The sequence below is a fragment of the Actinomadura keratinilytica genome (assembly GCF_039539665.1).
In the GTDB taxonomy this organism is placed as follows: Bacteria; Actinomycetota; Actinomycetes; order Streptosporangiales; family Streptosporangiaceae; genus Spirillospora; species Spirillospora keratinilytica.
The window spans coordinates 1-12,602 of sequence record NZ_BAABDO010000001.1; the positions used below are offsets into that span (position 1 = coordinate 1).

At 73.3% G+C, this 12,602-nt stretch carries 8 protein-coding genes; 1 reads left to right on the forward strand and 7 read right to left on the reverse strand.

What is annotated here, in order from left to right:
- On the reverse strand, positions 1–1,347 hold a 1,347-nt coding region (locus ABD879_RS00005; RefSeq protein WP_345016063.1), incomplete at its 3' end, for an MMPL family transporter.
- A 135-nt stretch (positions 1,348–1,482) separates the two neighbouring features.
- Here ABD879_RS00005 and ABD879_RS00010 point away from each other — a divergent pair.
- The gene (locus ABD879_RS00010; RefSeq protein WP_345016065.1) at positions 1,483–1,902 is read left to right on the forward strand and encodes a MarR family winged helix-turn-helix transcriptional regulator; all 420 of its coding nucleotides are present in this window, start codon (positions 1,483–1,485) and stop codon (positions 1,900–1,902) included.
- Between the two features lie 85 nt (positions 1,903–1,987).
- Here the strand turns inward: ABD879_RS00010 and ABD879_RS00015 are convergent, their stop codons facing one another.
- The 6 genes from ABD879_RS00015 to ABD879_RS00040 form a co-directional block, all read right to left on the reverse strand.
- Positions 1,988–3,598 (reverse strand): hypothetical protein, encoded by a 1,611-nt coding sequence (locus ABD879_RS00015; protein ID WP_345016067.1) that lies wholly within the window; start codon positions 3,596–3,598, stop codon positions 1,988–1,990.
- A gap of 281 nt (positions 3,599–3,879) precedes the next feature.
- Positions 3,880–4,662: a respiratory nitrate reductase subunit gamma gene (gene narI / locus ABD879_RS00020; protein ID WP_345016069.1), complete on the reverse strand. Its 783-nt coding sequence runs from the start codon at positions 4,660–4,662 to the stop codon at positions 3,880–3,882.
- The gene (gene narJ, locus ABD879_RS00025) at positions 4,659–5,360 is read right to left on the reverse strand and encodes a nitrate reductase molybdenum cofactor assembly chaperone (RefSeq protein WP_345016071.1); all 702 of its coding nucleotides are present in this window, start codon (positions 5,358–5,360) and stop codon (positions 4,659–4,661) included. Before narJ ends, narI begins: the two co-directional genes overlap by 4 nt.
- Positions 5,357–7,084, reverse strand: a complete 1,728-nt coding sequence (narH, locus tag ABD879_RS00030) for a nitrate reductase subunit beta (RefSeq protein WP_345016073.1) — start codon at positions 7,082–7,084, stop codon at positions 5,357–5,359. Before narH ends, narJ begins: the two co-directional genes overlap by 4 nt.
- Positions 7,084–10,752 (reverse strand): nitrate reductase subunit alpha, encoded by a 3,669-nt coding sequence (locus ABD879_RS00035; protein WP_345016075.1) that lies wholly within the window; start codon positions 10,750–10,752, stop codon positions 7,084–7,086. Before ABD879_RS00035 ends, narH begins: the two co-directional genes overlap by 1 nt.
- Before the next feature lie 94 nt (positions 10,753–10,846).
- The gene (locus tag ABD879_RS00040) at positions 10,847–12,112 is read right to left on the reverse strand and encodes an MFS transporter (RefSeq protein ID WP_345016076.1); all 1,266 of its coding nucleotides are present in this window, start codon (positions 12,110–12,112) and stop codon (positions 10,847–10,849) included.
- Positions 12,113–12,602: the final 490 nt, after the last annotated feature.

The following is a 12,602-nucleotide window of genomic DNA, read 5'->3' on the forward strand; positions in this document are numbered from 1 at the left end:
GCCGCCCGCCGCGCCGACCTGCGCGGCGGACGCCGCGCCGGGCACCGCCCCCGCGGCCCGCGCATCCTGGTCCGCGCGGTCCGCCCTGGCGATCACGACGGCCGGGTCGCCGGCGCCGCCGGGGAAGTGCTCGCTCAGCGCCCGCTGCGCCTGCACCGAGGGCGCGTCGTTGACGAACGTCTCGTCCATCGGCAGGCCCTCGGCCCGCAGCGTCGGCATGAACGCGGCGAGCACCACCAGGGGAAGCAGGCTCAGCAGCCAGATGCGGCGCGGGTGCCGGTCCACCGCCGCGGCGACCTTCTGCCACACGGCGTGCCCCTCGGCCTTCTGCCGCGGCTTGGCGGGCCAGTAGGCGACGCGGCCGAAGACCACCAGCAGCGCGGGCAGGAAGGTGAGCGTGCCCAGCACGGCGCAGGCGATGCCGATGGCGCCGACGGGGCCGAGCGCCCGCGTGTTGGTCAGGTCGCTGAGCAGCAGCGCGAGCAGTCCGAGCGCCACGGTGGCGGCGCTGGCGACGATCGCCCCCGCCGAGCGGCGCAGCGCGGCCCGGATCGCCGCGAACCGGTCGCCCCGGCGGCCCAGCTCCTCCCGGAAGCGCGCGGTGAGCAGCAGGGCGTAGTCGGTCGCCGCGCCGATCACCAGGATCGACAGCATGCCCTGCACCTGGCCGTCCACCGTGACCGCTCCGCGGTCGGCCAGGACGTACACGACCGCGCAGGCCAGCGCGAGCGCGAACACCGCGCTGACGATGATGACGAACGGGAGCAGGACGCTGCGGTAGACCAGCAGCAGGATCAGCAGGACGACGCCGAGCGCCACGCCCAGCAGCAGCCCGTCGATCCCCGCGAAGGCGTCCTTGAGGTCGGCCTGCGTCGCGGCGGGGCCGCCGACGTGGACGCTGGTCCCGGGCACCCCCGCCACGGCCTTGCGCACCTTCTCGACGCTCGGCGCCATCTGCTCGCCGAGGTCGGAGCGCAGCGGCACGACGCCCTGGAGGGCGCGGCCGTCCTTTGAGACGACGGCGGGGGAGACCTGCCCGGCGAGCTCGGGGGCGCCGTTCAGCGCGGCCAGGGCCCTGGTCGCGGCGGCCTGCGTCTGCGGCGTCACCCGGCCGTCCCGGGCCTCCCAGACGACGATCGCGGGCAGCGACCTGGTGTCCTGGAAGGCCCGCTGCGCCTCGATCACCCGGGTCGACTCGGCGCTCTGGGGCAGGAACGACGACGGGTCGTTGACCGCGACCTCGCCGAGCCTGCCCGCGTACGGCCCCAGCGCGCCGCCGATCCCCAGCCAGACGACGATCAGCAGGACCGGGACGGCCCACCGGGCGCCTCGCAGCGTGTTCGCCACCGGCTTCCACCCTCCGGCATCTCAATGACCAAGTATCTTTATCGTTGAGATACCAACCCTAGCCGGAGGTGCGCGCTGGACGGCAACGCCCCCCAGGGCATCGGCCTGCACGACTTCGCGGTCCAGCTGCGGCGCATGAACGCCGAGTTCAACCGCATCACGCAGGAGTTCGCCCGGGCGCAGAACCTGCACGAGACCGACGTCCTGGCCCTCGTCGCGATCCTGGACGGCGACGAGCACGGCGGCCCGATGACGCCGGGCCGCCTGCGGGAGCGCCTCAACCTCACCTCCGGTGCGGTGAGCGCCTGCCTGGACCGCCTGGAGCGCAGCGGGCACATCCGCCGCACCCGCGACGCCGCCGACCGCCGCGTGGTGCACCTGCACTACGCGCCGCACGGCACCGCGGTCGCCCGCAAGTTCTTCCGCCCGCTGGCCGAGGGCACCGGCGCCGCCTGCGCCCGCTTCGACGAGGCCGAACTGAGGACGGTCATGCGGTGGCTGCTCGCGCTGAACGAGGAACTGGCCGCCCTGCGCGGCACGGCGCCCGACCTGTGACCGCGGCCGCCGGCCGGTGCCCTTCCCGCGGCGCCGCGCGCATCGCCGTCCCCGCCGACGCGCGGCGTGCTGCCCGCCCCCGGTGTCAGGCGCCGGCCGCCTGGCCGCAGTTGCGCAGGAGCTCCGCGGCGGCCCACCGGACGGACGGGTTCTCGTCGTCCCGCAGATGCAGCAGGGAGGGGAGGGCCTCCGTGACGGCGTCGTGCGCCTTGCCGGGGCCGTCGGCGATGTCGGCGATGAGGAGCAGCAGCGTGTTGCGCGCCCGGTTCGTCGGGATGAGCATGCGTTCCACCAGGAACGGCACCGCGCGGACGGCCGCGCTCGGCGAGGCGCTGCCCCGGTAGGCGAGCAGTGCGTACAGCCTCTTGACGGCGGCCTGCGCCGTGTCCTCGTCGTCGGACGCCAGCTTGGCGATCCGGCCCGGGACCTCGTGGGCCGGGCCGCGCGCCGCCCACAGCGACCCCCAGTCGACCTCGGCCAGGCGCAGCCGCAGCGACCGGGCGGGCCACAGCCGCTCCAGGTCGAGCCGCAGCTCGGCGGTGCCGTGCGCGGTGGTCACGCGCAGCGCGCCCCGCGGTGTCAGGGCCAGGGCCTCGATGCCGGTGCCGAGCCGCAGGTCGGCGGTCTCACCGGAGGTCAGGTCCCAGACGCGCACCAGACCGTCGGCCCAGGCGGCGGCCAGCGCCGGGCCGGTCTCCAGGGACGCGGAGGCCAGGGCGGTGACGGGCGACCCGCGCTTGGCGAGCGGCACGCGCGGGAGCACGCCCCGCACCGGCCACCACCGGACCACCCCGTGGGCGTCGCCGCCGGCGACCATGCGGGCGCCGTCGGGGGCGGGGTGGCAGGTGACGGCGGTGACCGGGGCGCGGTGCGGCTCCCGGACGTCGAGTTCGGCGCCGTCGGCCGCCCACACGTGCACGCGGCCGGCCGAGTCCCCCGCCACGACCGTCGTCGCGTCCGGGTCGGCGGCCGCCGCCGTACGGTCCGCGAGCCCCCGCAGCGCGGGCACGTCGGGGACGTCGGGAACCCCCGGCGCGGCGGCCGGCGACGCCACGGCCCAGCGCAGCCGGCCGTCGGCGTCCCCCTCGGCGAACGACGCCGGTTCCAGGTCCTCGACGGGGAGGGGCACCTCCTGCGGCGCCGAGACGCCCTCCTCGGCCCACGCGACCCCCAGCGTGTCCAGGGCCTGCACGAGCGCCTCGCGGGTCCGCGCCTGGACCACGACGGCGAAGTCGGCCCCGGGCCCGCGGCCGTGCCGGACGAGCACGTCCGGGCCGCCGTAGGTGAGCGCGTCGGTGCCGGCCTCCCGCCAGGGCAGCAGGCCGATGTCCCGGTACGCGGTGCGCAGCCGCTCGACGATCGCCGGGTCGGCCTCGACCTCGGCGCGGCGCACCCGGAAGGACCAGCCGAAGACCGCCGGCAGCCGCTCCATCGCCAGCTGCAGGAAGAACTCCGACACCGACCGGCTCTGCACCACCCAGCCGCCGGACGAGTCGACCAGCACCTTCGGGTCGGGCAGGTGGGCTTCGGAGGCGAGATACCCCCACTGGTTGACGTACTGGTACTCGGCCATGAACACCCGTATCTCGTCACCGGGCGGGTCGGCGATCGAGTCCGGCCCGGACGGCGGCCACACCGGGTGCGTCCAGTACAGCCGCGGTCGGAACGCGAAGGAGTTGACGGGGGAGTCCACCACTCGACCAGCGCCGCGGGGACGGGGGCGGACTCGTCCGGCTCGTGGCCGGGCGCCTCGCCCTCCCTGGTCACGAGGGGCTCGCCGCCCGGGTCCTCATAGCCCCACTCGCGCTGCACCTCGTCGAGCAGCCGCAGCAGCGGCCGGTCCGCGGCGAGTCGTTCCGCGAACCGGCCGTAGTCGATGATCGCCTCCGTCATGCACCGATCCCAGGGGCACCGTGACCGACCGAAACCCCTGTTCCGGTCGTCCCAGAGTCGCGGTCGACGGCGCCGCCGGTGCGCTCACCCGGGGCGGTGCTCCCAGCCGCGGCGCGGAGCCCGGGTGCCGAGCCGCGCGTCGCGGCTGCGGTAGACGATGTAGGGCCGGGTGAGGTAGCCGATGGGCGCGGTCAGCATGTGCACCAGGCGGGTGAACGGCCAGACGCAGAACAGCAGCAGCGCGCTGAGGGCGTGCAGCTTGAACAGGATCGGGACGTCCACCATCAGGTCCGCGTCCGGCTGCAGGTAGAAGACCGACCGGAACCAGGGGGAGACCGTCTCGCGGTAGTTGTAGCCGCCGCCGGCGATGTTGGCGACGACGGTCGCCGACAGCCCCAGCACGATCACCAGGGTGAGCACCGCGTACATCAGCTTGTCGTTGCGGGTGGTGGCGGAGAAGACCGGGCCGACGGTCCGGCGCCGGTAGATCAGGATCGCCAGCCCCGCCAGCGTGCAGACCCCCGCGAAGGTGCCCAGGGACACGGCCACCACGTGGTAGGCGTGCTCGCTGATCCCGACCGCCTCGGTCCACCGGTCGGGGATGACGAGCCCGCCGACGTGGCCCATCAGCACCAGCAGGATGCCGAAGTGGAACAGCGGGCTGCCGATGCGCAGCAGGCGGCTCTCGTACAGCTGGGACGAGCGGGTCGTCCAGCCGAACTTGTCGTAGCGGTACCGCCAGATGTGGCCCAGTACGAACACCGCGATGGTGACGTACGGCAGGACCACCCACAGCAGGACGTCGACGACCCCCGCCGACGTGTCCGCGGAAGGCGCGACGGTGGACAGGACCGTGCCGCCGGTCATCGGTGGGCTCCTTGCACATGAGGTGGGGACGGTGGGCGAAGCTGCGGATCCGGGAGGAAGACCGGGCCGCCGGAAGCGGGGCCGTAGGGGGCGAGACCGACCTCCTCTTCCGGCGGCCCTTGCTCGGCCAGACGCTGGACGGCCTCCCGGAGGTCGCCGTCCAGCCGGGGCAGTGTGGCCGAGACGGTGTCGAGCACCGCAGCCCACGGCGAACCGGACTCCTGCAGCGCCAGCCGCAGCAGCTCCAGGCCGGCGCGGTGCTCGTTGAGCAGGCGGGCGCCGGCGGCGGGCTCGGCGGCGGCGAACTCCAGCACGACGGCCAGGTGGTCGGGCAGCTCGTCGTCGCCGAGGGCGAGCCCCGCGCTCTGGTAGACCTGCTTGAACCGCAGGAGGGCCATGCCGCGCTTGCGCGTGTTGCCGCAGGTGTAGTACGTCAGGTACAGGCAGCAGCGTTTGCGGTGGTCGAACGTCGCGACGTAGTCGGCGGCCAGCTCCTGCAGCGGCGTCGCGTCGACGTGGTCGAGGAAGCGCCCCAGCGGCCCGGCCAGCTCCGCGGGCAGCGCGGCGGCGGCCCGGCGGAGCAGGGGGCGGCGGCCGAGCAGACGCTCGTCGGGGTAGTCGAGCAGGAGCGAGGTTGCCTGCCAGGCCGCCGCCAGCTGGGTGTCGTCCAGCGCGGGGGTCCGCGTCCTTGTGCTCATCGCTCGGGCTCCCCGGAGGCCGTCGTCGCCGTCCCGTCGGCGGAGTCCTCCGCGTCCGCGGCGGGGCCGGACGCCTCGCGCCGGGGCGGGAAGAGCCCGGCGGGCCTGCCCTTGCCGTCCCAGTTGAGCAGGTTGACGCGGGCGTGCTTGTCGGCCGGGTCGACGGGGCTGTCGGCCGTCTGCCGCTGCTTGAGCATGTGGAAGTTCTCCACCGCGATGGGCGCCGCGCCGCCGGAGGTCTCCCCGAACGGACCCCAGCCGCCCATGCCCGGGCCGCCCTCGTAGTTCAGGCTGCACTCGGTGGCGATCTCCTCCAGCTTGTGCGCCTGCTCGGTGTGCGCGGACGGGATGACGTACCGCTCGTCGTACTTGGCGAGGGCCAGCAGCCGGTACATGTCGTACATCTGCTCGCCGGTCATGTCCACCTTGGCGGGGATGCCCTCGTCCGGTTCGCGGCCCAGGTTGATGTCGCGCATGTAGGAGCGCATCGCCGCCAGGCGGCGCAGGACGGCGTCCACGGGCGCCGGGTCGCCCGCGGTGAACAGCTGGGCCAGGTAGTCGACCGGGATGCGCAGCGCCTCGATGGCGGCGAACAGGTTGCCGGAGTCCTCCGCGTCGTGGCCGGTGTCGCGGACGACGTCCACCACGGGCGACAGCGGCGGGATGTACCAGACCATCGGCATCGTGCGGTACTCGGGATGCAGCGGCAGCGCCACCCGGTAGGTGTTGATCAGCGCGTAGACGGGGGAGCGCTGGGCCGCCTCGATCCAGTCGCGGGGGATGCCCGCCTGCCCGGCGGCCGCGATGACCTCCGGGTCGAACGGGTCCAGGAACACCTGCCGCTGCGCCTCGTACAGGTCCTTCTCGTCGGGCGTGGACGCGGCTTCGAGCACCTTGTCGGCGTCGTACAGCATCAGGCCGATGTAGCGCAGCCGCCCCACGCACGTCTCCGCGCAGACGGTGGGGATGCCGACCTCCACGCGCGGGAAGCAGAAGGTGCACTTCTCGGCCTTGCCGGTGCGGTGGTTGAAGTAGACCTTCTTGTACGGGCAGCCGGTGACGCACATCCGCCAGCCCCGGCAGCGGTCCTGGTCGACCAGCACGATGCCGTCCTCGGCGCGCTTGTAGATCGCGCCGGACGGGCAGGACGCCGCGCACGACGGGTTGAGGCAGTGCTCGCAGATGCGCGGCAGGTAGAACATGAAGGTCTTCTCGAACTCCAGTTTCACCTTGTCCGACACCTGCCCGAGCACCACGTCCCGGTCCTCCAGGCCGGGGGAGCCGCCCAGGTCGTCGTCCCAGTTCGCCGACCAGGAGATCTTCATGTCCTCGCCGGAGATCAGCGACTTGGGGCGCGCGACCGGGGTGTGCTCCTGCAGCGGCGCGTTGGTGAGCGTGTCGTAGTCGTAGGTCCAGGGCTCGTAGTAGTCGTCGATGGACGGCAGCTTCGGATTGGCGAAGATCGTCATCAGCTTGTGCAGCCGCCCGCCGGCCTTCAGCTCCAGCCGCCCCCGCCGGTTCAGCTTCCAGCCGCCGCGCCACTTGTCCTGGTCCTCGTAGCGGCGCGGGTACCCCTGCCCGGGACGGGTCTCGACGTTGTTGAACCAGACGTACTCGACGCCGCTGCGGTTCGTCCACGCCTGCTTGCAGGTCACCGAGCAGGTGTGGCAGCCGATGCACTTGTCCAGGTTCATGACCATGGCCATCTGGGCCATCACGCGCATCAGTACGTCACCTCCTGGGAGCGGCGGCGGATCACGGTGATCTCGTCGCGCTGGTTGCCGGTGGGGCCCAGGTAGTTGAAGGCGAACGACAGCTGGGCGTAACCGCCGATCAGATGGCTCGGTTTGATCAGCAGCCGGGTCAGCGAGTTGTGGATGCCGCCGCGCCGCCCGGTGGTCTCGCTGCGCGGCACGTCGATCAGCCGGTCCTGGGCGTGGTGCATGTACACCGTGCCCTCCGGCATGCGGTGCGAGACGATCGCCCGGGCGACGACCACGCCGTTGCGGTTGACCGCCTCCACCCAGTCGTTGTCGGCCACGCCGATCTTGGCGGCGTCCCGGTCGCTGATCCAGATGGTGGGGCCGCCGCGCGACAGCGACAGCATGAACAGGTTGTCCTGGTACTCGGAGTGGATCGACCACTTGTTGTGCGGCGTCAGGTACCGCACCGTCAGGCCCAGCGCGCCCTGCTCGCCCACCCGCGGCTCGTCGAACAGCGCGTGCATGTTCAGCGGCGGGCGGTAGACGGGCAGCTGCTCGCCGAGCTCGGCCATCCAGTCGTGGTCGAGGTAGAAGTGCTGGCGCCCGGTGAGGGTGTGCCACGGCTTGAGCCGCTCGACGTTGATGGTGAACGGCGAGTAGCGGCGCCCCCCGCTCTCCGAGCCCGACCACTCCGGCGAAGTGATCACCGGGACCGGCCGGGACTGCGTGTCGGCGAAGGTGATCTGCTTGCCCTCGCTCTCGGCGGCCAGGTCGGCCAGGGGCGTCCCGGTGCGCCTCTCCAGGGCGTGGAACCCCTGGACGGCCAGCTGCCCGTTGGTGGTGCCCGACAGCGCCAGGATCGTCTCGCAGGCGTGCACGTCGCGCACCAGCGACGGGCGTCCGTCGGCCGGGCCGCCGCGGATCGTGCCGTTGCGGTGCCGCAGGTAGTCGACCTGGGCGGCCAGGTCGAACGTGATGCCCTTGACGGGGGCGCCGAGCGACTCGGCCAGCGGGCCGAGGGCGCGCATCCGGTCGACGATCGCCCCGTAGTCGCGCTCGACGACCACCAGCTTCGGCATCGTCACGCCCGGCACCGGCTCGCACTCCCCGGCCTTCCAGTCGCGGACGCGCCCGTGCGGGGTGGCCAGCTCGTCGGGGGTGTCGTGCATCAGCGGCGCCGCCACCACGTCCTTGCGGACGCCCAGGTGCTTCGCGGCCAGGCGGCTGAACGCGGCGGCGATCGTCAGAAAGGCGTCCCAGTCGGTGCGGGTCTGCCACGGCGGCGCGATCGCCGGGTTGAACGAGTGCACGAACGGATGCATGTCCGTGGTGTTCAGGTCGTGCTTCTCGTACCAGGTCGCCGCCGGCAGCACGATGTCGGAGTAGACCGTCGTGCTGGTCATCCGGAAGTCCAGCGACAGCAGCAGGTCGAGCTTGCCGGTGGGGGCCTCCTCGCGCCACACGACGTCCTTCGGCCGCGCCCCCGGCGGCGCCTCCTCCGCGCGCAGCTGCGAGTCGGCGCCCAGCAGGTACTTGAGGAAGTACTCGTTGCCCTTGGCCGAGGACCCCAGCAGGTTCGCCCGCCACACCGTCAGGATCCGCGGGTGGTTCTCCGGCGCGTCGGGGTCCTCGCACGCGAACCGCAGCCGCCCCTCCTTCAGCTGGGACACCACGTACTCGCCGACCGGCATCCCCGCCGCCTCGGCCTCGTCGGCCAGGTCCAGGGGGTTGCGGTCGAACGTCGGGTACGACGGCATCCAGCCCAGCCGGGCCGCCTGCGCGATGACGTCCGCGGTGGTCTTGCCGGCCAGCAGCCCGCCCGCCCGCGCGGAGGCGAGGGTGTCGGCGCCGAAGCGGTCGTAGCGGAACTGGTCGGTGTGCAGGTACCAGAACGCCGTGCCGATCATCTGCCGGGGCGGCCGCGACCAGTCCAGCCCGAACGCCAGCTGCGCCCAGCCGGTGAACGGGCGGCACTTCTCCTGGCCCACGTAGTGCGCCCAGCCGCCGCCGTTGACGCCCTGGCAGCCGGTCAGCGTGGTCAGCGCCAGGAACGACCGGTAGATGGTGTCGGAGTGGAACCAGTGGTTCGTCCCCGCCCCCATGATGATCATGGAGCGGCCGCGGGTCTGCTCGGCGTTGGCGGCGAACTCCCGGCCGATCCGCGCCGCGGCCGCCGCCGGGACACCGGTGATCTCCTCCTGCCAGGCGGGCGTGCACGGCTCCGACGCGTCGTCGTACCCCGACGGCCACGTCCCCGGCAGGCCCGCGCGCCGCACCCCGTACTGGGCGAGCAGCAGGTCGAACACGGTCGTGACCAGATGGCCGCCGACCCGCCGCACCGGCACGCCCCGGCGCAGCACCCCCGGCGCCCCGTCCGCGGTGTCGAACCGCGGCAGCTCCACCGCCACCGGCGGCTCGGCGTCCGGGTCCTCCTGCAGCGTCAGCAGCGGGTCGGCGTCCCCCAGGTCCAGGTTCCAGCGGCCCGCGCCCTGCTCCCCGTACCGGAAGCCCAGCGACCCGCCCGGCACCAGCGGACGGCCGGTGGCGCCGTCCAGCAGGACGGTCTTGAACTCGGCGTTCTCGCTGTGCGCCTCCGTGCCCGGCAGGTCGGCGGCGGTGAGGAACTTGCCCGGCACGTACGCGTCGCCGGTGGCGTTCGGCTCCAGCCGCACCAGGAACGGCAGGTCGGTGTACCGCTTGGCGTAACCGGTGAAGTAGTCCACCCGGCGGTCGACGAAGAACTCCTTGAGGATGACGTGCCCCATCGCCAGCGCCAGCGCCCCGTCCGTGCCCGGCCGGGCGGCCAGCCACTCGTCGGCGAACTTGACGTTGTCGGCGTAGTCGGGGGAGACCGCCACCACCTTCTGCCCCCGGTAGCGGGCCTCGGCCATCCAGTGCGCGTCCGGGGTCCGCGTCACCGGCAGGTTCGAGCCCCACATGATCAGGTACCCGGCGTCCCACCAGTCCCCGGACTCCGGCACGTCGGTCTGGTCGCCGAACACCTGCGGGGACGCCACCGGCAGGTCGGCGTACCAGTCGTAGAACGACAGCATCGTCCCGCCCAGCAGCGACACGAACCGGGCGCCCGAGGCGTGCGACACCATCGACATCGCCGGGATCGGGGAGAAGCCCGCCACCCGGTCCGGCCCGTAGGTCTTCACCGTGTGCACGTGCGCGGCGGCGATCATCTCGACCGCCTCGTCCCAGCTCGCCCGGACCAGGCCGCCCCGGCCGCGCGCCGACTTGTACCGCCGCGCCCGCTCGGGATCCGACACGATCTCCGCCCACGCCGCCACCGGGTCCCCGGTGCGGGCCCGGGCCTCCCGGTACATCTCCAGCAGCACCCCGCGCACGTAGGGGTACCGCACCCGCGTCGGCGAGTAGGTGTACCAGGAGAACGACGCGCCCCGCGGGCAGCCCCTCGGCTCGTAGTCCGGCCGGTCCGGCCCCGCCGACGGGTAGTCGGTCTGCTGGGTCTCCCAGGTGATGATGCCGTCTTTGACGTACACCTTCCACGAGCACGAGCCCGTGCAGTTCACCCCGTGCGTGGACCGCACCACCTTGTCGTGCGCCCACCGGTCGCGGTAGAACCCGTCCGCCTGCCGCCCGCCGACCCGGTGCAGCGTCCGCAGGTCGTCCGACACCTCCGCGCGGGTGAAGAACCGTCGCGTCCCCACCAGCGCGTCCATCACCGGACTGTCCAGACCCGCCCGGCCCGGTGGCCGCTTCCCGTTCTCACCCAACGTCGCGTCCTTCGGGTTCGATGTCATCTCGGTCACTACCTCAAGCGGTCCGCGCCACACGTCCGCCGACGCCGCCTCCGCGCACCGTCCGCTGGACGGCGATGATCGTGAAGGCCGCGGACGCGGCGGCGACCATCGCCAGCAGCGCCAGGCCCAGCGCGTAGGAGCCGCTGCTTCCGTAGATCGCCCCCATGACCAGCGGGGGCACGAAGCCGCCCACGCCGCCGGCGGCGCCGACGACACCGGTGACCGCGCCGACCCGGTTCGCCGGCGCCAGCAGCGCCACCAGTGCGAACGTGGCGCCGCTGCCCGCGCCCAGCGCCGCCGCCATGGACAGGCACGCGATCGTCCCCACCGGCGCCAGCGGCGGCGTGAACGCCTGCACGGTCGCGCCCGCGGTCACCACGACCAGCGTCGCGGCCAGCACCCGCGCCGCTCCCAGCCGGTCGGACAACCAGCCCCCGACGGGCCGCATCGCGACGGCCAGGACGACGAATCCGGCCATGCGGTTCGCCGCGTCCGCCTGCTCCAGTCCGTAGCCGGTCCGCAGGTAGGTCGGCAGATACACGGAGAACGCCACGTACCCGCCGAACGCCACCGCGTACAGGGCCGAGGCCTGCCAGGTGACCTTCAGCCGCGCCGTCGCCGCCAGCCGCCGCCCCAGCGACTCCGCGGGCACCGTGCGCTCAGGGGCCTCCCGCAGCACCGCCAGCGCCACCACGGCGTACACCGCCAGCAGCGCGGCGGTCACCAGGTACGGCGTGCTCATGCCGCCGGCGTCCACCAGCTTGACCGTGGTCAGGGCGCTGATCGCGGTGCCGCCCATGCCCATGCCGAACACCCCGATCGCCAGGCCCCTGCGCTCCGGCGGGTACCAGGCGTTGACGAACGGCACCCCGACGGCGAAGGCCGTGCCGCCGATGCCCAGGAAGAACCCGCCGACCAGCAGCGCCGTCAGCGACGACTCCCCGGCCCACCCCAGATACAGCACCGGGACGATCGTGGCGGCCGACACCAGCGGGAACATCACCCGTCCGCCGAACCGGTCGGTCAGCGCCCCCACCGGGATCCGCCCGAGCGATCCGACCAGCACCGGCACCGCCACCAGCAGCGCCTGCTGGAACGCCGTCAGGTTCAGCGACTCCTTCAGACGGGGCGCCAGCGGGCTCAGCAACGCCCACGCCCAGAAATTCAACGCGAACCCCGCGGTGGCCATCGCGAGCATCACCGCCGGACGATTCGCGGGTTCGTCCCGCACCGGTCCTGCCGCCGCACGGCGGCCGCGCGCACGCCGCTGCTCACTCATCTTTCAGCACCATCGCCTCGCCCCATCCGGGCTGATCGCAGATCGTCTCGTCCAGGCGGGCACGGGAGGCCGCACCCGCCGAGCAGAACCAGCATGTCCCTCGGCGGGATGGGCAGAGGCGGTTCGTCCGACCCTTCCCAAGGAGAGATCAGCCCCAAGATCTAGGACTTAGGTCCCTTGCGCCGCCGCCGCAGGACGGAGCCGCCCTGCTCACGGACGCTCGCCGGGCCGGTCGTGCGATCGAGAGGCGTTCGCCGCGCTCCGGGCGGGGAAGGCGGGCAGCGGTCGGGCTCGTCCGATGTGCGGCGCCGGTATCAGTGCGTCCAGGGCATCGCTGACGCGTCGTCCGACGCGGTGCCACGGGACGCGCGGGCATGCGCATTCCGCGGGGCCGTCCGGCGCATCGCCGCAGGCCGCGTCATCCGCGCGGTGATCGGTGCCGTGCCGCCGGGCGCATGGGACGTGCGCTTTCCTGCGGGCTGCAGGGCCT

Bases quoted from the DNA above. Each gene is read 5' to 3' on its own strand.
- ABD879_RS00040 (WP_345016076.1), bottom strand. From the start codon at position 12,112: ATGAGTGAGCAGCGGCGTGCGCGCGGCCGCCGTGCGGCGGCAGGACCG.
- narI (WP_345016069.1), bottom strand. From the start codon at position 4,662: ATGACCGGCGGCACGGTCCTGTCCACCGTCGCGCCTTCCGCGGACACG.
- narJ (WP_345016071.1), bottom strand. From the start codon at position 5,360: ATGAGCACAAGGACGCGGACCCCCGCGCTGGACGACACCCAGCTGGCG.
- narH (WP_345016073.1), bottom strand. From the start codon at position 7,084: ATGCGCGTGATGGCCCAGATGGCCATGGTCATGAACCTGGACAAGTGC.
- ABD879_RS00010 (WP_345016065.1), top strand. From the start codon at position 1,483: ATGAACGCCGAGTTCAACCGCATCACGCAGGAGTTCGCCCGGGCGCAG.
- ABD879_RS00035 (WP_345016075.1), bottom strand. From the start codon at position 10,752: ATGGACGCGCTGGTGGGGACGCGACGGTTCTTCACCCGCGCGGAGGTG.